Raw genomic sequence first — 19900 nt, forward strand, 5'->3', positions numbered from 1 at the left:
ATAGAGCCTCTGACTTAATATAGTCTTTAAGGACGAACTATTATATAGTCTAAGGGATGATAATATACTGTCTATATCCGCATGCAGAATTTCTTTCTGCATGATTACCTGTCCTTCCGGATTTATCATTCATGGGGATTTGAGCAATGGTGAATAAGGAAAAGACAGTAAAAATCTAGAAAAATCTGGACTTCTGCCGTTAGTCGGTATTTTGGGGGCGTGCTGGTCAAATCCGCATTTGCGGGGATGGCACAGGAGAATAGGCTTGTTTTTCCTTGAGCTTTGCTCTCAAAAAGAAATCCCGGATGCTGTAAAAAGCTGCTCTGGCTTCCGGGAAGGGGAATTGGCAGCATAAAATAAGAGGAGTGGTAAAAGATGTTATTCATGGACGTTAGTACCTGGGACCCTTCGAACCGCGATAAGATCCTTGAGCATTTTAAGAGACTGGAGATACCAGACGGAATCGATGTCATTAACCAGTGGATTGACCTTTCCGGAAACCGCTATTACATCCTTTACGAAGCCGAAAGTGCCGAAGCTTACGGAGCTTTCAACCTGCCCTGGTCGGATATCTGTGTAATAGACAGCGTGCCGGTTATGGAAGCTTCCGAATTCATGCAGCTTCTGCCCAAATACCAGAAAAAGTAAATTTAGTAATTAGTAACTCTATTATTTATTAATACGGTTTTTCAGAAAAAATCCGATGAGCTGCACATTAACTGGCTCATCGAAAAATCTTTATTTTATCAGTATCAAACGTCAGAGCTTTCTCGTGGCCTTTTTTGCTCAGTACATCAGGTTTTTAGTATTACTATTTTAGATTTTTAGCACCACTGTTTTAGATTTTTAGCATCACTGTTTTCAGATCAAGATATTCAGAAAGGGAATCAGGCCCATTTTCTCTTCCTATTCCGCTCTGCCTGGTGCCGCCGAAAGGAACCTCAGGAGCAACTTTAAGGTGCTGATTCAGCCATATAATTCCTGCGTTCAACTGTTCACATCCTTTACGGGCGTTATCAAGATTTTTTGTCCAGATAGAAGCACCAAGCCCATAACAGGTATTGTTAGCTTCTTCAATTGCCTCATCAAGATTTTTTACCCGGACTACAGGCAGGACCGGACCAAATACTTCTTCTTTCAGAAGTCTGGACTCCCTGAGCACATCTACAACAAGCGTGGGCTCGAAAAAATATCCTTTACTGCAGGCGCTGCTCTCTGGAACTCTACCTCCTGTAACTATCCTGCCTTCGTCCTTTTCTTCAACGTCTGCGACAAGCTCTCTTATATATTTCCATTGCCTGCGGTTGTTAAGGGGTCCCATATCACTGTTTTCATGCATCCCGTTTCCAACCCTTAAGTTCCGGATACCTGCTTCAAGTTTTTTTATGAACTCTTCAGCTACGGATTCAAAAACAAACAACCTCTTTACAGCAGTACAGGTCTGTCCGCAATTGTAAAATCTTCCCCTGAGAGCCCCTAAAACTGCATCCTCAAGTTTAGCGTCATCACATACGAGCATCGGATCACTCCCTCCAAGCTCGAGGGTTACTCGTTTCATCCCGCCGGCTGCAAGTTCAGCTACACGTTTTCCAGTTCTGGCTTCTCCGGTAAAGGAGATTTTTTTTACCTTCGAGCTCTTAACCAGGCTTTCTCCAACAACCTCACCAGAGCCTGTAACGATATTGAGCACACCTGGCGGAAGCCCTGCCTCACTCAGGATAGAAGCCAGGGTGAGGTTAGTGAGGGGGGTATTGCTTGCAGGTTTCAGGACAAACGTATTTCCTGAGATCAGAGCAGGACCTATCTTCCATGCCATTATAAGAGCAGGCATATTCCAGGGAATTATGGCTGCACAGATCCCTAGAGGCTTCTTTACAGTAAAAGCGTATCCATTTTGAGGGACAGGAACAAAATCTCCGTGAAAACTGCTTGCAAGCCCGCAATAGTACTCAAGGACATGTGCAAAACCTTCTATCTCGTTTTTAGCTTCGGCAAGAGGTTTACCCTGTTCCCGGGTAAGCAAGACAGCAAGTTCATCCTTTCTCTGTCTTACAATTCCTACAGCCCTGTAAAGAATCCCGGCTCTTTGCTGCGGAGATATGGAAGCCCAGCCATTAAAAGCTGACGATGCAGCTTCAACGGCCATCGACGCATCATTTTCCGTACCTTTTGGAACCCTGTCAACAAGTTCACCTGTTGCCGGATTTACGATATTGAAAAATTCACCGCTGCACGCTTCCACAGCATTTCCGTTAATCTGCATTTTCATATCTATCAGTACTTACAAAGACCTATTTTAAGATAACAAGAGGTACAGCTTGGAGCAGGTCTAAAGATTAGATAATCTTGGAAAACAACTGTTTGTAGAGTTAAGAACAAATTTGTTAATTCCTTATTCTGGTGATCTATCGATTAGTCCGTCAAAAACAAAGGGCTTGAGTTCCGATTCATGAAATTTAAGTGAAGCCTTACGAATCAATAGCCTGAGAATTTCTCTTTCTTCAGGTGTGAAATCCGAAAGAAGAGTATCGACAAAAAAAATCAATTTTTCCAGAATCACATTTCTTACTTCCTTCCCTTTTTCAGTTAGGTAAACTCTGTAAGCCCGAAGATCATTTTCATCTCTTTGCCTGTACACATAACCTTCTTTTTCCAGGTCTTTGATCGCCCTTGTACTTGTTGCTTTGCTAACTTTAAGGGTTTTTGCAATGGTTTCCTGGGAGATCCCATCCTTGCGGTATAAAACCATTAAAAAATCAAATTGTCCGCTTCCTATCTTGTAGGCTTCGAGTTCTTTTGCCATACATGCTAGATGGCTTCGGTAGATGATGGCGATTGAACCGAGGATTTCTCTTGGATCTGCCATAATTTATCCTCCATATTTTATAACGCTGGGAAGTTTGCTTTGAAATAAAGCTATTTTAAAATTAGTTACGCATAAAACTAATTTATTATAATACCCATTATGATGTGTATATAGTTACATATAGGACTGCATCAATACGATCTGCAGTCCTCTGCCTTTTTGTTCACGATATCGCTTTACCACAACTTTTAAAAATGTTCTAGAAATGTGGCAATATCTGTTTCTGTCACCAAAGAGCTAAAAAATTTAAACTTTTTGCACCTAGAAATTCGCCATACAATAGTGAACTTTCAGGTTTTGATCATCTGCGGGTACTTTTTAGAAACGTGCTTTATCTTTGCCATGCACAGCTTTTTTCCCATATAATAAATAATATAATAACAGGCATGCAGCCGCAAAAATTGCCAGAACCATATATATTCCTCTGTAACCGGTAAAAGGAATAATAAATCCAACCATCAAAGGCCCAATTCCCATTCCTATGTCTGAAAACGCAAAATAGGTTGAATTCGCCAACCCCATACGGTGCTGCGGAGTTATTTTAACAGAAATGGCCTGAGTACTGGACTGTATAGCTCCAAATCCAAGCCCTATCAAAGCTGCGGCTAACAAAAGTGTATAACCGTGATGAGTTTGGCTAAACAGTATCATTCCAGCCGTAAATATCAGAATTGCCGGGTACATGATTGCATTTTCACCTTTGGAGTCAAACAGTCGACCAATAATCGGCCTCGAAACTAAAATTACTGCGGCATATACTATGAAAAAGAAGCTGGCTTCGTCTACGAGATGAATTTCCTTGGAGTACACTTCAAGGAAGGACACAACACTCGAATAACAGCTGAAAATAAACATACAAACGACTGAAATTGGAATTACCCTGGGTTCAAAGAAGTTGTTAAATTTGAATCCCTTCATTTTCTCCAGCTGTTCTTTTGTTAATTCCATTTTATGTAAGGATGATAAAAACGGCAAAATGACAAGGCTGATTGATGAGGCAATTGCACAGGTAGCAAAAATCATGACGAAACTGCCGTACTGGCTAATGAACATACCTAAAAAGGGGCCGATAGCGGTTGCGAGTATCTGACTTAATCCGAAATAGGCAATCCCTTCACCCTTCCTCTCCATAGAAATAATATTTGCAACGATCGTAGCCGTTGCTGTAGTAGTAATGCCAAATCCCATGCCATGAAGAAAGCGGACAGTAAACAGAAGAAAAATATTATTAACCCTAAAATATAATAGCGTCATAATTAAGCTTAAAATAACCCCCGCGTAAAGGATCTTCTTATGACCGATTTGTCCGATCCATTTTCCGACAAACAGACGTGCGATAAGTCCGCCAATTATGAATATGCTGGCAGAAAAGCCCGCTTCACCTGGGGATGAATTAAATTTACTCATCGCATATCCAGACATGACTATCATTAATAAGTAAAAACTTAAAGCAGCTATAAAATTTTCAACGAAAATGACTACAAAATCGTTAGTCCATAATCTTGATTTTTTAGAATTCATATATTATATCTCATTATATCTCTTTTTTTCTTTTGAAGATCTCTTAAGATTAGTAAAACGTGCCACTTTTTGTGTATTTAAAAAAGTCATAATCGAATTCGGAAAGCTAGCGCTCAGGTTTATCGTATCTGTTTGACGTCAGACCAGACCAGAAGCTGTTTCGGTCTAACCTTTTCTCATATGTTGAACTATTCTCGGATAACTATTCTACAACTATTCTCGGATAACTGTTCTCAGAGAATTATTATAGAAATACTATGTTTGAATTAGTTACATTATGAAACTAGTTTAATCTTTATACATTTTTAACGTATATATTAGTTACGAATGAAATCAAATTAGGATACGAATTAGCGAGATAAGATAGCAAAGCCGAACACAAAGGAACAAAAGCCTGAATACAAAGGGAATACAGAGGAATAGTGAATAATGAAGGCTTGCTACAGGCCGCTAAAGAAAATTCAATCATGTAAAATTTAAAAAAGATAAAATCGGAAGGAAAAGAAAATTTTTTCCATACGATAAAAATATAAATCTATTTACAAAATACATATTATTAAAATAAATATTATTGGTACTTCTGCTAGACAAATAAAAATTGAGGAAAGTGGAATGCCGCTACCGAAAGTCTTTGGAAGATTTCAATGAACTCTCGGAACCGATATGCCCTTCAGTGACCTTTCAGAGCTAAGAAAAAAGTTCAGGCTTTGAATACAGATTTTACGCATAAAAAGTACACTTCAAGAGAGTGGGGCTTTAGAAAGTGTACGTTAAAAAACCGATTTTAAAGGGAAGAGAGCGGTGTTAGAGTATCTTCACGTAATTTTCTGGTTTGTTTTCATCGAAATGCTGGGCTTGATTTCCATGCCTCTTGCCGGAATAACTGGAAATCAGCTTGCTGATAGAGGATATTCTGCAGCAAGGACCCTGGGAATAGTACTCTTTACATATCTGGCCTGGATTCTTTCCTATGTATGGGGTTTTAACCGAAGTACGATCCTGGTCTCAGTACTTCTGCTTTGCCTTATGTCGGGAATTGTCTATAGAAAACAAAGGGCTTTACCAGAAAAGAAGATCCTGTTGTCAAATGAGCTTGTATTCGCTGCAGGATTCTTTTTTTTCCTGCTTGTACGCATCTATCTCCCTGAGATCTACAGGCATGAAAAGTTTATGGATTTTGCTTTTCTGAATGCAGTAATGAGAACTTTTTCATTTCCTCCGGCAGATCCCTGGTTTGCGGGGGGCTCCCTTGAATTTTATTACTACTTCGGATACCTTTCGGTGGGAGTTCCGGGAAAACTATTTTCTGTCGAACCATCCATGCTTTTCAATCTTGCTATTGCGCTCACTTTCGCTCTTTCCTTCAATCTCCTTTTCGGGTTTGGATACAACCTCACTCATGGAAAAATCAAGTATGGGATACTTACTGCTGTATCCGTGATCTTGCTAGGAAACTTGCAGGGACTTAAAGAATTCATATCCATGTACTTTACCAGAGAGACAGCGACAATGGGATACTACTGGAGCAGTTCGAGAGTTATCCCGTATACGATAAATGAATTTCCGTACTTCAGTTTCATACACGGAGACCTGCATTCCCATATGCTTGCAATTCCTTTCCAGTTACTGGTACTTGCTTTCCTCCTGAGTGTATATCTCAGAAAAGACAGCAACCAGGTCTTTGAAAGTATGCTTGCCCTTCTTATTTTTTCAATATCTCTTGGCTTTTTATTCCCTTCCAATTCCTGGGATTTTCCGATATATCTCGGCCTGACGTTTGCAGTTATTCTTGCTTTTTACTATGGGCATTATATCCGCAGTAAGAGCTTATCGCGCTCCATAACCAGCTTTCTGGGAACAATTTTTGCAGTCTTCATTTTCAGCCTTCTTCCGTATTTGCCCTTCTACCTGTCTTTTAAACCGCAAGCGGCAGGTGGATTCGACTTTGTTCCGCCGGAACTTCGCACAACAATTGGAGAATTCCTGATCCTGTTCAGCCTCTTCCTTTTTTTGACCTTTTCTTTCCTTATAACCCGCCTGGAATCCAGAAGAAAAACACAATATTTCATCCTGTGGATAGGAATAGCGGCATTTCTTGCCAGAGAACGGGCTATTTCCCTGCTTGTAATCCTTCTTCCCTTACTTGCCCTTTCGCTCTATTCATTCTTGAAAAACCTATCGGAAAGGAGCGGTTCAGGATTTGTATCTCTTCTTATAGCAGCAGCTGCGTTCATAGCCCTTTTCTGCGAAATTATCTTTCTTGATGATCCTATTTCCGGGAGCTTCGCCCGCATGAATACGGTTTTCAAATTTTACATGCACTTATGGATTTTTCTGGCTATTGCAGCTTCCTATTCCTTCTATCAACTTTATTTCCGCTACAGGGCACTGCCCGAGAATAGTTTTCCTGAGAATAGTCTTCCTACGAGCAGGGTTTATGGAAAAAAAGTCTGGACAGTCTCACTTATGCTTCTGGTTCTCTCATGCAGCGTATTTCCTGTGGTTGCAACCTTTACGAGAATAGAGGATATGAATGCAAAACCTACACTTGACGGCATGGAATACATGAAAGAACTGGACAGGTGGGATTATGATGCCATAAAATGGATTCAGGAAAATATAAAGGGAACTCCGGTTATCCTTGAAGCTTCCTCAGATGAAAGCAGTTATCATTATACCTCCCGTGTCTCGGCAAATACCGGACTTCCTACGGTTATTGGATGGACAAGGCATGAGCGGTTCTGGGGAAGAGACGATGAAGAAATCAGGACAAGGCTTGAAGATGTAAATACCATTTACACTACAAGCAGTAAAAAAAAAGCTCTTGAGCTTATGAATAAATACAACATAAGCTATGTGTATATCGGTCAGCTTGAACGGCAAATGTATGATGTAAAGACGGATAAGTTTGAGGACGAAAGTTACTTTGAACTGGTTTACCAGGATTCAGTCCAGATTTATAAGGTAAAAAAGGAGTTATAAGTTTTTGGTTTTTAGGGGGAACCTTAGACTTAGAGCCATATAAAGCATAAAAGTCCATTTATACAAATTGTGAATTCGCTCCTAATACTGGAATGAAAATAAAGGGGTCTTATCCATTACCAGCGTTTCGGTGGTTTTACCAGCTTATAATGAGGCAGCGAATATCGAAAAGGCTGTCTTTGTTACAGCAGAGATACTTTTTAAAATAACTGATCGCTTCGAGATCATTATAGCCGAAGACGGCAGCACAGACGGTACAGACCGGATAGCTTCCAGGCTCTCGGAAGAGTATGCTTATGTTGTCCACCTGCATTCAGATAAACGACAGGGCAGGGGAAAAGCTCTCAACCGGGCCTTTAAAGCCGCTTCAGGAGAAGTCCTCTGCTATATTGACGTAGACCTTGCGACAGATATGAAATATCTTGAAAAACTGATCAAGGCTGTGAGCACGGATGGCTATGATTTTGCTACAGGCTCAAGAATGATGCCTGATAGCGATGCAAAAAGGCCTTTTAAACGGGAGTTCGCAAGCAGGGGATATAATTTTCTGGTGAGGCTTTTTCTGCGTTCAAAGCTTTATGACCACCAGTGTGGTTTTAAGGCTTTCAGGAGAGAAGCTCTCTTTGAATTTCTTGATGAAATAAAGAATGAACACTGGTTCTGGGATACCGAAGTACTCGTAAGAGCTCAGCACAAAGGATACAAAGTAATAGAATTTCCGGTTTACTGGAGACATGGAGAGTCAAGCAAGGTTAATCTAGCAAAAGATGTCAAAGGAATGGGGTCAGAAATATTCCGACTCTGGCGGGAACTCTCATTCCCGCTTGAAGTTTCAGGAAAAGGGAAAGTCTTTTTAACAGCCGCACTTGCAATTCTGATCCTTTCATTTGTTGCAACCTTCCTGGGCGCATCCAACATTCTGGAAAACGTGAAGCAGGCATCCTTCAGGACTCTGGGGCTTGCCTCTCTGGTATACTGTATTTCCTGGCCTTTAAGAGGAGTCCGCTTCCAGCAGATCCTTAAAAGACTTGGAAATCAGTACGGGCTTGGGTTTCTTACAGGCAGCATTTTTATCAGCCAATCTGCAAACGTAATTCTCCCGGCACGGATAGGAGACCTGAGCAGGATGTATATCCTGAAAAAAAGCAAAGACCTTGACTTTACAACTAGCTTTTCCTCACTAACTGTAGAAAGAGTCTTTGATGTAGTTGCAATTACTTCTATAGCAATACTTGCGTCTTCAGGTGCTGCTTCCCGTTTTGAACTCGCGCCATGGATGGACTCACTGATAAAGCTATCCGGACTTGCAGTAGTGCTTTTCTTTTTAATTCTATTTATTGTGTCTTACCGAGAAAGTGTCACTATAAAAATATTGGAAACGGAAAATTCCCAGAACAAGCTTTTTGGAAAGATAAAGAGCTTTGCGTCTACTTTTCTGCACCAGATGAGTATCGTTGCCATACATCCGAGTGCATTTCTGGCTGTGACCGCATCTTCTCTTCTTATATGGGGAACAGATATACTCACTTGTTTCCTTGTCCTCAAATCTTTTCCGACAGTAGGAGTAAACATCTCGTCCACATATATGATATCCTTGATTTTCCTGGCTGTAGCTCTGGGAAATATTGCAAAAACTTTTCCTATAACGCCTGGAGCCATAGGAACATATGAAGTTGCCCTTACTGCAGTCTTTGGGCTTGGGGGAATCAGTCCTGAAATAGGGTTTACGGTTGCTGTACTTGATCATATTATAAAAAACTCAATTACTTTGATCGGAGGCGGCTTTGCCCTCTCAGAACTAGGACTCAAGTGGAGAGAAGTGCTTTGTACCGATAAGGATGTTTTGAAAGGATGACATAGGATAATTCAGGCTGATCAGAATAGCAAGAATAACAAGAATAACAAGAATAATAAGAATAACAAGAATAACCAAGATCACGTAAATTAAACCTTATTTTTAAAACTGGATAAAAAAATAACTTAATCATTAAAGCAAAGAATTACATAATAATCACATGCTTTATTCGAACTGATGGTTAACTGGAAGAAATATCTGAAAGAAAAATAACCGAAGTAAAGGATGCATATTGTCTTCCGGAAGATATACTTGATGCCGTGCATACGGCAATGAATGAAGATGTGGGAGAAATTGTCAGCCTGTTTAAGGTACTTGCAGACCCAACCCGCCTAAGGATTCTAAAAGCTCTTGAAGTCCAGAGCCTCTGTGTCTGTGTCCTTGTAAAATGTACAGACCAGAAACACTCAGCTCTTTCTTATCATCTTAAGCTATTAAAAGAAGCAGGCCTGGTGGACTCGCGAAGAGAACGGAGTTTCCAGATTTATGTTCTTACGGAGTTCGGAAACCTGCTCCTGAAACATATTGAAAAGCACTTTAAAAAAGCTGAAACGGAGAAATCAAGAGGAATTCTTCCTCTTTGAAATCTTTTCCCTTTAGAACTCTCTCCCCTTTAGAACTCTTTTGTTTATCCCACCTTATTTTCCTTAGCTTCAAACGCAAATTCCTGCCTGCAAGGAAAGGTCAAATCTTATCGTTTGATGCTACGGTGGTGAGCTTTGAGAACTTTACCCCTTTGAGGGCCATTATAGCTTCGGCAAGTTCCTTAATCTCTTCACCTTCCCCATCAAGAACAATGACCTCAAAGCAGTTGTCATGGTCAAGGTGTATATGCACCGAAGATTTTATCAGGTGAGAGTATTGGTGCTGAATATCTGCAATGGCATTTGAGAGCCCCCTTTTAGTGTGGTCGTAAATAACCGAAACGGTTCCTACACGGTAACCCTTAATATCACCCATCCATTCGTAATACGAAATGTAACTTCTGATAGCGTCCCTTATGCCTTCAGAACGGGAAGAGTAACCTCTTTTTTCGATAATCTCATCAAATTTACCTAGAAGGGTATCAGGAAGGGAAACCCCTATTCTCATAAGTTCTGTTTCCATAATATCACCGGATAATCTTGGACTTGTTTATTAGTTAATACTTTAGGTTATTACAAGTAGCACTATATATGTTTTTTTCACATAGCCACTAATATAAAAAAGTTGATAACAAATATTCATTCTTTACAAATATTAATCTTTAGGAAGGGCTTACATTTGCCACCAAAAAATAAGTAGGCTTTTTTATGTTATAATAAATAACTATTTAGCGCGAATAAAACAACATCATTAGCCATTACCATAAAGTATTAAATATCAAATTTATTTAAAATCATTTCCTTTAATTATTTTTATTGATCTTATTTTATCCTATTTCATCATATGTAATCAGCTTTATCTATTATGTAAAACTGATACCAACAAACTGATTCTGGACAGGCGGAATAATATAAATAAAAGAATATAAAAATATAATAAACTGAAGAAGAAAGTCTTAAATAGCTTTTTTTTCAACAGAACCTTATAAAAATTGTATTGAACACATCTCCCGGCATGAATACATTTTCCAGATAAGCGCATTTTCCCATCATCAATAGTTTCAGCGTTCTCTATGCTTTTGCTGTCTTTTTGTTCTCTCTATCGCCTGTCTACAAGCCTTTTAGGCCTGCCTTTTATCCTGTTCAGTTCGAGCCCCATAGGGCCAGTGAAGTTAAATACTATTTTGAAAGTGCCTTCGGCATAAGCCCTGGAAAGCGGAGGCTTATATCTGAGAAAAGTACGAAGAAAGTTCTCTATTATAAGATCCCGGTCGCACATCTCAGGATTTTCACATTCCATACTGACTCTGAGTATGGTTTCTCCCTCATCTTCTGTGCCATAAAGAAAAGCCTCATATTCTCCGGTCAGGTAGTCCATATTTTCGCGCTGGAAAACGCCCCTTTCCACATCTACGCGGTTAAAGGGAACTCCTTCTACCCACATGGTTTCAGCCTCCCGCTGAGGAGTCAGAATTTTCATATGTGTCCTTCCGCAGGGACACTGTTTGCGCGTGAGCACCACAGTTGTGTCTTCGGTATCATAGTTTAAAAGAAGGTTTCCTGCTTTTGCCCCAACAGGCAGCAGTGTGCTCAAGATAACTCTTCCACATTCTCCGTCAGGCACATAATTCTCTAGATGGGGATCATAAATATCAACGTGGACAAGATCTTCAGGCACATGTAGCCCTGATACTTCATCACACTCCCCGCACATCGTGCCTTCCGTGCTTCCATATGTGTTATACACAGGACAGCCCCAGATTTCGGAAAGGTAATTCCTCGACTCGTCAGCAAAGGCTTCTCCTCCCACGACCAATTTATTTACGCCTGACTCCCGAGGATCGGCGCCCTCTGCCCGTAACCTTCTGGCGAGGTTCAGCAGTTTGAATACGCTGCCTACTATGCCTGTAGGTCTGTAAGCTTCTATAACACGCAGGGGAAATGTGCATTTGCCCTCAGGAATAATGCTCATACCAAGCTGCCTGGCTGCAAGGGTCATAGTGTTTGCCCCTACGTTCATCCCGTAAGAAGCACAGACGACAACCCTGTCTCCAGGGCCAAAGCCCTGTGACCTAAAAATGCGAGCGTATTTTTCCGAATACCGTTCCCAGTCTTCCCATGTAAGGAAAAAGCTCTTTGGGTTTCCGCTGGTTCCGCTGGTCTCATGAACTGTGAAAACGTCCTCCCAGCCCACACTCCTGAACATGAATTCGCTCATTTCCGGAGGCTGGTTTTCGCGGATAGTGTTTCCCGAGATTATGGGAAGGTCCAGAAGATCCTCATGGGTTTTAATCTCAGCCGGATCCACGCCCTGCTTTCCAAACCATTTTCTGTAAAAAGGAGAATTTTCTGCCGCATATTTTACCGTGTACCGTACCCGCTCCTCTATGAGAGCATCCAGTTCTTCCCTGTCCATGGTTTCAATTTCAGGGTTGAAATAAGGTTTTGAGTTGTCCATAGAAAGCACCCCCAACTGGATAAGATATAGAAAGCCTGTTATTTATTGGCTTCAAAGATGAAAACTTTTCTGGAGACATTGCCTTATTAATGGTCGTTATTAAACTTTAAAAATAATAAGATAGTATAGGACTATTATAATAAGTTAGATTTTTAAGATTTACATAGTAAAACTAGAAACAAGTAACCTAAACATCATTCTTCTGCAAGTGTAAATAAGATCCTGTTCTCTTTCCTTCTGCCTTTTTTTCTCTTCAGGCTTCTCTTTTATTTCGCCTTATTTTTCTTAGATCTTTTTTTCTTAGACCTATTCTATTCTTATTGTCATATTTTGTTTACCTTCTTAAGGGTAAACATACTTTCCTTTTCATATCTTCAATTTCCCTGACAGCTACATTTACGCCATAGACTGAAGACATCATCTTACTGGTTACAACGGTTTCAACTTTTCCTACGGCAACCAGTCTACCTCCAGCCAGTGCTGCAGCTCTGTCGCCTACCAGGAAAGCATGGTCTGGCATGTGGGTATTCATTACAATGGACATCCCGAGTGAGGCAAGTCGCTGAACAGTTTCCAGCACAAGGATCTGGTTGCCAAAATCAAGGTGAGAAGTTGGCTCGTCCAGCAAAAGCAGAGCAGGCTTCTGGACAAGAGCCCGGGCGATAAGCACCATTTGGTTCTGTCCTCCACTGAGGTTGGCAACCGGCCTTTCTGCAAGATCGGAAATTCCCACCATTGCAAGCGATTCTTTTGCAAGTTTAATATCATCTGCGCCAGGGGATGCGAACATGGAAAGATGCGGAGCACGGCCCATAACTACAAAGTCCAGCACGGAAAATGGAAACACTACTTCATTCTGTTGGGGCACATAACCGATATGCCTGGCAATATCCCCTGCTCCCAGTGAAGCTGTATCCTTTCCCAGAATGTGGATAGATCCTGAGTCCGGCTTGAGAATCCCTGCAATACATTTGATAAGTGTGGATTTTCCGGATCCATTCGGACCCAGGATACAGATAATCTCACCTTTTTTTAGCGAGAATGATACATTTTCCAGGACCTTCCCATTTCCATAGGAGAAGGAAAGTGATTTTACTTCCAGCATCAATTCCATCCCAAACGCCCCCTCTTTAGAAGGTACGCAAACAACGGAGCACCTATCAGGGAAGTGAGTATTCCCAGGGGAATCTCTGTAGCAGCAATAGTCCTTGACAGGTCATCTACAATCAGCATAAACGATGCCCCGATGACAATGCTCATGGGCAGTAAGCGACTATAGTTGGGACCAACTATCATCCTCGAAATATGGGGCACCACAAGTCCGACCCACCCAATTACGCCGCTGATACTCACTGCCGCTGAAGTAATAAGGGTCGCACAAACAATAATAATCAAGCGCATTTTTTCTACGTTCATCCCCAGGGCCTTAGCTTCTTCATCCCCAAGGGATAGGATGTTGATACGCCACCTGAGAAGAAACAGCACCAGAGTCCCAATAAACATGGGAAATAATATGTAGAGCAGATCAACGAATCTGACAGTAGCCAGACTTCCCATGAGCCAGAATACTATAGCAGGAAGTTCATCATAGGGATCTGCAAGATATTTTACCAGTGAGGTGAGAGCCGTAAAAATAGAGCCCACAATCATTCCGGAAAGCACTAACACCAGAGTTCCTGTACCTTTGCTGGCTTTACTCATACTAATGGCTATAAACATCGCCAGTAATCCGAAAGCAAAAGCCATACACTGTATCAATAAATAACTATTCCACAAAAGTATTGCCAAACAAGCTCCAAAGCCCGCACCTGTGCCCACTCCGAGAATATATGGAGATACAAGTGGATTGCGGAAGATCCCCTGAAAAGAGACTCCGGCTGTGGAAAGCGATGCTCCAACCAGCAAAGCTGCAAGTATCCTCGGCAACCTTACATTAAACAGTACCGTGTGTTGAGTGGAAACTGAAGCAGACGTGCCGAAAAAAAGAGATGAAAAAATATTAATGCTTTCATCCACAACTGCCGACATCGGAGTCTGATATCTGCCGACAAAAAGGGAGATTATGAGTAATGCAATGGGTAACAGGTACACCAGAGTAGTGCAATTATACCTGTAATCACGCATGAGTATGCCTCATTACATGCCTGGGCCAGATACCAGAGGAAGGCCTGTGAAATGATCTGTTAGGCTCTGCTTCCTCAAAAGGCATACCGTAAAACTGCAGATAAAAGTCATTTGCCTCCTTTTTCAGATCAATTGCTGAGCTTTCCGGGTTCAGTTTATCTGCTATGTACATGAGCCCCAGTATCCAGCGAGGGTTCCCGAAATCCCAGGAGGGTGGAACTGCATAAACCCGATGTTCTTTTACTGCATCTGCAGATATACCGTATTGCTGGCACAGTCCATAAAACTCATCTAGAGGACGAGAAAGGAAACCTGAAATAAAAATTATCTCAGGGTTCTGCTCATATATAAAAGAGGGAGAAACATTTACACCAGGTTTGCCTTCTTTTTGAAGCTGTTTGTTGATACTAACTCCCCCGGAAAATGTCACAAGGTTGTTTTCCATTCTTCCTGCATTCAGGGCAAAAAGAGGAGAACCCATACAATAATACACCTTATGACCGCTATTTTCCGCTGCAAGAGATTTGACAAGCTCCAGGCGCTCACAAATAAAAGAAATAAGTTCTTCACCTTTTTCCGGCACATTTGCTTTTTCAGCAATAAGCCTGATAAACTCAAGATAGGAGTATGGCTGTTGTATCATATGGTGTACCTGGCTTAGGGTTTCGGGATTGGAAACTTTCCCCCAGATTTCAATTAATATGTGGTCGTCCAGTATTCCCAGGCATGTAAGTACTGCATGGACCATACTGAAACCGCGGCTTATCCTGTAACCGCCCATGAAACCCTCCTCATTGAAGCTTTCAGTTGCAGTTGTCCCTTTAACCGGAGTACTCTTACCACAAGCACAGACGTAATTTATCCAGGGTTTTAGAGGTCTGGAACCCATGGGCCCGTAAAATTCCCTTTCTGCAAGAAGGCTACCGCATTCAGGACAGTACGTATTTAATAATTCCGTACCCGGAGAATTGAAGAGATAAACATAATCTACATGCTCACGCAGAGAAGCACACAGGCTCTCCGCCTCTCCTATAGAGGGCTCAAGCTCAATTGGAGCATCCCCAAAAGGAATGAATCTCATGACCTGAACCGGAATTGTAGGAGAAATATTAGACAATGCTTTTGCAACCTTTATCACGTCGTCCTCATTCCCCTTTGAGAAAACGACCGAAGTTTCAACATGTACACCCATGTCGAAAAGCCGGGAAATATTACGGAAAACAGGGGCTGATGACGGGACTCCACAGCTTATGTAACTCTTATCAGAATAGCCTTTAATTCCGACATTCATGAAATCTACAAGCTTTCCAAGCTCCTCCAGTGTCTCACCTGTGAAATAACAGTTGGTGGAACAGCCTGCGAGTAAACCTTTTTCTTTTGCCTGTACCGCAAGGTCCCTGAAAAGATAATAATTTGCAGCAGGTTCATTGAGTGTGGAGACTACACCCAGACACTCCTGCTGCACTGCTTTTTCCATCACCTGAGATGGGATAAGGGCAGGAAGACTAAGTGATTTCCCTGAGGCCAGCAAGCGAGCTACACAGCCGGAACACTGGAAATTACATCCAGTACTGAAAACCTGAAGGAATTTACCTGAGGGATAATAGTGAAGTAAGGGGATGGTTTCTATAGAAACAGGATATGCTCCAAGATATCCAATATCAGGATCCTGGATGATAGTATCGCCAGCAGACATATAGTTCCCACACCTTCCCCTGCTGTATTCATCGATTTCACACCTGAATTCACACACATTGCACTTCATTTTCAACCTTCCTTGCTTAATACCATCCAGAACCCCGAATCATCCTGGACTACATGGTAGGGAACCTCTGTTTGCCTTCCAGCTTCCTGTATAGCCTGAAGGTTTTCAGGACTGAGACGTTCTTTTGAACTTGTATGCCAGTCCGGATCTATTTCGACCATTTTTTCAGAGATCTGTGCTCTCAATTCTTTTGTGCCGAAGCCACCTCCTACCCATGCTTGCCCACCCGGAGCAAGGACACGAGCAATCTCCTTAAAAGCCAGAGGCAAGTCATTCCAGAAAAATACGGAACCCCGGCTTACTATGAGATCTGCACAATTATTCCTGAAAGGGAGCAGGTGCACATCAGACTGCACAGGAACTATTTTCCCTGAAAGGCAGTGACGAGAGGCTTTTTTTCTTGAAAGCCTGCACATCTTAGTTGAAATATCAACACCATATACCTGCATATTCGTAATTTCCGCAACAGCAATTCCCAGGGACGCTATGCCGCATCCCAGGTCAAGGCATATACCTTTCTCTATCCCGCTTTGTTTGATGATATGGACAGCTATTACAGGGTAGATGGGAGCAAATATATTCTCTGCAATATAGGGGAAATCCGGGAATTTGTCATTCTCACTCACGTCTTAGCCTCTGCTGAAGGGTTAAGTAGTGTATTCAGTTCTTTATCTGTGAGATCATAGTGGAAGAATTCCGAGTAGAACTCACGAGTTAGCTTTGGGAGATCCATATTTGCAAAACGGTCTGGATACAACATTTTTGCGGTCCAAGCGGTTCCGAGGATAAGGTGAGGACCCTGTGGTCTATCAATCCAGCAGAAAGGATTCTGAGGAGCAAGGTATACTCTCTTATTTTTCACAGCATCTACGCTTGACCAGAGAGAATCAGAGTAAACTGTTGAATAGAATTCTGGACTTGAAGTAATGATTACCTGAGGATTCCAGTTCATAACCTGTTCGATTGAAACTTGCGTCATGCCATTACCTGGCGTAAGCTGGCAGTCTGCAACATTAATGCCACCGCAGATATCAATGACCTGAGAATGCTGAGAACCTGACGGATCGGTCATAAGCCCTTTTGGACCTTCGGCATAATAAACGCGTACTTTTTGGTCTTCGGGAATGTCTTTTACAGTGTTATTTATCTCACTAAGGATTGAACTGCGGAAATCAATCAGTTTTTGTGCCTGGTCTTCACAATTAAGAAGTTTACCTACATATTGTATAGTAGAGTCAGATTTGTTGACGAAGATAATGGAATCGTTAACAGCCACTACCGGGATGTTTCCAAAGTTTTCCTGCCTGCGTTCTATAGCTTCATGGATTTCCCCATCAGTGGTGTATCCTTCAATTACAATGTCAGGATGCATGTTGATTATAGTTTCATAGTTTCCGGTCCGCGTTCCAAACCAGCCCCCTATTACAGGCAAGTTTGAATAGTTTTCAGCCATGAAAGATTGAGTAAAATTATTTTTAAAATTCCACCCTGCAAGTTTGTCCGGAGCAAGCATATAAACAAGGATAGTGGACGGCGGAGAAGTGGCTACAACTGAGGAGATTTTTGCCGGCACAGTTAACTGCCTGCCCAGCATGTCGGTGATCTGCATAGTGCTTGAGTTCTCAATAGCCTGATGACTTGTGTTTTCTGCACATCCACAGGATGCGACAGCCAGAACCAGAATAGAGAGTAGTAATATTGTACCTATTTTTCCACGCATAGAAATACCTGACAGACTTTTATAGTTTAAGCGTTATGTTTGGATAAACATAATGGTATAAAAATATAGCCCAGTGTTAAAAAAGAAGAAAAACGCTTCTGAGTATGTTTTATGGAGTTCCTGCGCTCCAGTATCTAACAAATAATTATTTTTAAAGTTATGTACTCTACTTAACGGAAAAAAGTAATCTGTTTTTGTAGTATTATCGCAACCTGACACGAATAATTCAAAAAAGTTATCTGTTGACGATATACAGTTCTAGAGATGATAGGATAACTATTACGAATCCTGGCTTTTTCATACGGCTGAAAACTGTAATTACTAGAAACTCTAGATATGTTTTTCAACATAGTGATAGTGCTCTTTCTTCAGATTGGTCCATGACTTATATACATAGCTAAGTAACTCATTAATTGATAAACTATTTATACTAAGTCGCATATGTGTAATTTGATGGTTAATAGAGTTAAGCGCAGAGTATCATGCCTTCCGAAGGCTACATATTATAAACCGAGAGAGGTTCCGCTCTGCGATCTCAAAATTGTCAATTTATCTATAGAAGAACTTGAAGCTATCCGCCTTTGCGATCTCCTTAATGTTGAGCAGAACGAGGCCGCAGATGTGATGGGGATTTCCAGAAAAACTTTCTGGAACGATCTGCAAAAGGCCAGACAGAAAGTGACTGATGCCCTTGTCAATGGCAAAGCAATAGAGATCTCCGGAGGAGAGTATATAAATAGCGGAGAGTGCAAAGTCGAATTTCTCTGCAGTGGGTGTGAGTATAAGTGGGAATTAAATTGCAATACTGAGCGCCCAACTAGCTGTCCGAAATGCGGCTCCGATATTTTTTATCGAGTAGGCGGCGACGGAAGAGGAAAGAGATTCATTGAAAACGATTACTGCTGTCCCAAAAACAAGGAGAAGGCAGCAGTGGGAAACGTTAAAGCAGGAAGTGTGAAAAATGACAAAAATTGCTATACCATCGATGAGTGACAGCGGACTGGAATCTGACGTTTGTTATCATTATGGCTCATGCGAATATTTTACCATTGTGGATGTAAGCAACAAAGATATTGAGAATGTAAAGGCAATAAGCAACCTCTCTACTGAGAGCGAACATAATTGCGCTGCCCCGTCAATAATCTTGAAATCAAATAATGTTGATGCTGTGCTCGTTGCGGGTATCGGCGGAAGGCCATTAATGTCACTAGCTGAAAAGAATATCAAAGTGTTTGCAGGAATAACCGGTAAGGTTTCCAATGCAGTTGAAGACTATAACAATGGATTGCTGCGAGAAATATCTATGAATGGCACCTGCAGTTGTTCTCATCACTAAACGACTTAATTAACAATGCTCTTGGATCGAAGCCATCTGAAAGAGGTGAAACTGTAAGCCGACTAAAAACCAATTACTTAATAGACCTCATTCTGACAACTCTATTTTTTGTTGTTGCAGGTACAGGTTTATTTATGTATTTTTTAATACCTCCAGGAATTCCAAGGGGACGGTATGTAGTATATATGGGATTAACAAAAGCTACCTGGATTTGGATACATAGCAGAGCAGGAATTTTGATAGTTATTCTTATAGTTGTCCATCTTATCCTACATAGTCAATGGATCGTACGTACCACAAAGAGTTTTTGCAGAAAAGGAAAGAAAAAAACTATTTGTGAAAGAAACACAGTGACTGATAAAGTCCGATGAGAAAACTTTTCAAAAATTATCTAAAAATCGGAGTTGAAATAATGGATATTAAAGAAATAAACAGATATGGGCAAGAACTTGTAGACTGCCTTAAACTCAAAACTTCTCCTGTTGCAGTAAAACTGGTTCCAAAAGGAGGGGAAGTTCCAGAGGGAATTAAGAAAGTCGACGAGACTATGAGGCACTGCCAGCTGGTTGACAGGGTAAGAAGAACAGGCGAGGAATTCTATACCCTGGGCGAAGATCAAATGTGCAAAGGCGGAGCCGGTGCAATGGGCCTTGGTGAAATGCCTCCGAAGGTCGCAAGTGGAGAATTTT

18 protein-coding genes are annotated in these 19900 nt (G+C 41.4%); 8 read left to right on the forward strand and 10 right to left on the reverse strand.

The features are described 5' to 3' along the window. The first annotated feature begins 375 nt into the window (after window positions 1-375). A complete protein-coding gene (locus BP621_RS10920) occupies window positions 376-648 on the forward strand; it encodes a DUF3303 domain-containing protein (protein ID WP_048109207.1) in 273 nt (90 codons plus the stop codon). 190 nt (window positions 649-838) lie between these two features. On the opposite strand, the gene BP621_RS10925 is transcribed toward BP621_RS10920, so the two are convergent. The 3 genes from BP621_RS10925 to BP621_RS10935 form a co-directional block, all read right to left on the reverse strand. Continuing rightward, complete coding sequence (locus BP621_RS10925; RefSeq protein ID WP_292389835.1) at window positions 839-2263, reverse strand: aldehyde dehydrogenase family protein; 1425 nt, start codon at window positions 2261-2263, stop codon at window positions 839-841. A 129-nt stretch (window positions 2264-2392) separates the two neighbouring features. Then, window positions 2393-2866 carry a MarR family winged helix-turn-helix transcriptional regulator gene (locus BP621_RS10930; RefSeq protein ID WP_292389836.1) on the reverse strand — a complete coding sequence of 158 codons (474 nt, stop codon included), beginning with the start codon at window positions 2864-2866 and terminating at the stop codon, window positions 2393-2395. Between the two features lie 318 nt (window positions 2867-3184). Then, on the reverse strand, window positions 3185-4387 hold the full coding sequence (locus BP621_RS10935; RefSeq protein ID WP_292389839.1) for an MFS transporter: 1203 nt from the start codon (window positions 4385-4387) through the stop codon (window positions 3185-3187). Window positions 4388-5188: 801 nt separating this feature from the next. On the opposite strand from BP621_RS10935, the gene BP621_RS10940 reads away from it, so the two are divergent. The 3 genes from BP621_RS10940 to BP621_RS10950 all read left to right on the forward strand — a co-directional run bounded on the left by BP621_RS10940 (window position 5189) and on the right by BP621_RS10950 (window position 9808). Next, window positions 5189-7369 carry a DUF2298 domain-containing protein gene (locus BP621_RS10940; RefSeq protein WP_292389840.1) on the forward strand — a complete coding sequence of 727 codons (2181 nt, stop codon included), beginning with the start codon at window positions 5189-5191 and terminating at the stop codon, window positions 7367-7369. A 130-nt stretch (window positions 7370-7499) separates the two neighbouring features. Continuing rightward, entirely contained in the window at window positions 7500-9224 is a 1725-nt protein-coding gene (locus BP621_RS10945; protein ID WP_292389841.1) for a flippase-like domain-containing protein, read from the forward strand. A 194-nt stretch (window positions 9225-9418) separates the two neighbouring features. Beyond that, window positions 9419-9808 (forward strand): ArsR/SmtB family transcription factor, encoded by a 390-nt coding sequence (locus tag BP621_RS10950; protein WP_292389864.1) that lies wholly within the window; start codon window positions 9419-9421, stop codon window positions 9806-9808. 100 nt (window positions 9809-9908) lie between these two features. Here the strand turns inward: BP621_RS10950 and nikR are convergent, their stop codons facing one another. The 7 genes from nikR to BP621_RS10985 form a co-directional block, all read right to left on the reverse strand. Continuing rightward, window positions 9909-10331 (reverse strand): nickel-responsive transcriptional regulator NikR, encoded by a 423-nt coding sequence (gene nikR, locus BP621_RS10955; protein WP_292389844.1) that lies wholly within the window; start codon window positions 10329-10331, stop codon window positions 9909-9911. 576 nt (window positions 10332-10907) lie between these two features. Beyond that, the gene (gene ftsA, locus BP621_RS10960) at window positions 10908-12266 is read right to left on the reverse strand and encodes a coenzyme F390 synthetase (RefSeq protein ID WP_292389846.1); all 1359 of its coding nucleotides are present in this window, start codon (window positions 12264-12266) and stop codon (window positions 10908-10910) included. A 334-nt stretch (window positions 12267-12600) separates the two neighbouring features. Further along, the gene (locus tag BP621_RS10965) at window positions 12601-13380 is read right to left on the reverse strand and encodes an ABC transporter ATP-binding protein (RefSeq protein WP_292389849.1); all 780 of its coding nucleotides are present in this window, start codon (window positions 13378-13380) and stop codon (window positions 12601-12603) included. Then, complete coding sequence (locus BP621_RS10970) at window positions 13371-14390, reverse strand: FecCD family ABC transporter permease (protein WP_292389850.1); 1020 nt, start codon at window positions 14388-14390, stop codon at window positions 13371-13373. The genes BP621_RS10965 and BP621_RS10970 overlap by 10 nt, the downstream gene beginning before the upstream one ends. Further along, window positions 14383-16155, reverse strand: coding sequence for a radical SAM protein (locus BP621_RS10975; RefSeq protein ID WP_292389851.1), 1773 nt, complete (start codon window positions 16153-16155; stop codon window positions 14383-14385). The genes BP621_RS10970 and BP621_RS10975 overlap by 8 nt, the downstream gene beginning before the upstream one ends. A 2-nt stretch (window positions 16156-16157) precedes the next feature. Further along, on the reverse strand, window positions 16158-16781 hold the full coding sequence (locus BP621_RS10980) for a class I SAM-dependent methyltransferase (RefSeq protein ID WP_292389852.1): 624 nt from the start codon (window positions 16779-16781) through the stop codon (window positions 16158-16160). Then, window positions 16778-17875 carry an iron ABC transporter substrate-binding protein gene (locus BP621_RS10985; protein WP_292389854.1) on the reverse strand — a complete coding sequence of 366 codons (1098 nt, stop codon included), beginning with the start codon at window positions 17873-17875 and terminating at the stop codon, window positions 16778-16780. Before BP621_RS10985 ends, BP621_RS10980 begins: the two co-directional genes overlap by 4 nt. A gap of 453 nt (window positions 17876-18328) precedes the next feature. Here BP621_RS10985 and BP621_RS17255 point away from each other — a divergent pair, with 453 nt between their 5' ends. The 4 genes from BP621_RS17255 to BP621_RS11005 all read left to right on the forward strand — a co-directional run. Further along, window positions 18329-18868: a DUF134 domain-containing protein gene (locus BP621_RS17255; protein WP_394339303.1), complete on the forward strand. Its 540-nt coding sequence runs from the start codon at window positions 18329-18331 to the stop codon at window positions 18866-18868. Next, complete coding sequence (locus tag BP621_RS10995; protein WP_292389855.1) at window positions 18861-19211, forward strand: NifB/NifX family molybdenum-iron cluster-binding protein; 351 nt, start codon at window positions 18861-18863, stop codon at window positions 19209-19211. The genes BP621_RS17255 and BP621_RS10995 overlap by 8 nt, the downstream gene beginning before the upstream one ends. Beyond that, window positions 19196-19582, forward strand: coding sequence for a DUF4405 domain-containing protein (locus tag BP621_RS11000; RefSeq protein ID WP_292389857.1), 387 nt, complete (start codon window positions 19196-19198; stop codon window positions 19580-19582). The genes BP621_RS10995 and BP621_RS11000 overlap by 16 nt, the downstream gene beginning before the upstream one ends. Before the next feature lie 41 nt (window positions 19583-19623). After that, the coding region (locus tag BP621_RS11005) for a DUF169 domain-containing protein (protein ID WP_292389858.1) at window positions 19624-19900 on the forward strand (277 nt) is incomplete at its 3' end.

The organism is Methanosarcina sp. UBA5 (assembly GCF_002505485.1).
Taxonomy (GTDB): Archaea; Halobacteriota; Methanosarcinia; order Methanosarcinales; family Methanosarcinaceae; genus Methanosarcina.